The organism is Cobetia sp. SIMBA_158 (genome assembly GCF_046566945.1).
Lineage (GTDB): Bacteria > Pseudomonadota > Gammaproteobacteria > Pseudomonadales > Halomonadaceae > Cobetia > Cobetia amphilecti.
In genome coordinates this window covers 1-233 of sequence record NZ_JAWJYL010001149.1, presented here as the reverse complement: position 1 = coordinate 233, position 233 = coordinate 1, and the positions used below count along the sequence as shown (strand labels likewise).

The following is a 233-nucleotide window of genomic DNA, read 5'->3' as shown; positions in this document are numbered from 1 at the left end:
GCGTCACCAGCGCAAAACCGGTTTTCTTAACGCCCTCTTCCGGGCGACCGTGCGGCATTGCCAGGCCTGGTGCGAGCACAAAGTACGGACCGTGCTGTTCAACCGCATCCAGAATCGCCTGGTAGTAACGCGGCTCGACAACATCCGCCGCCACCAGCAGGTCAACGCCGATTTTTACTGCGTCCTGCCATGTCTCAGCTTCAGCCTGCAGGCGGATGGATTTATTCTCCGCC

At 59.7% G+C, this 233-nt stretch carries 1 protein-coding gene; it reads right to left on the bottom strand.

All coding sequences use genetic code 11. The features are described 5' to 3' along the window. Positions 1-233, bottom strand: a 233-nt coding sequence (locus R2R70_RS23355; protein WP_410979400.1) for a PTS sugar transporter subunit IIA, incomplete at both ends; no start/stop codon positions are given.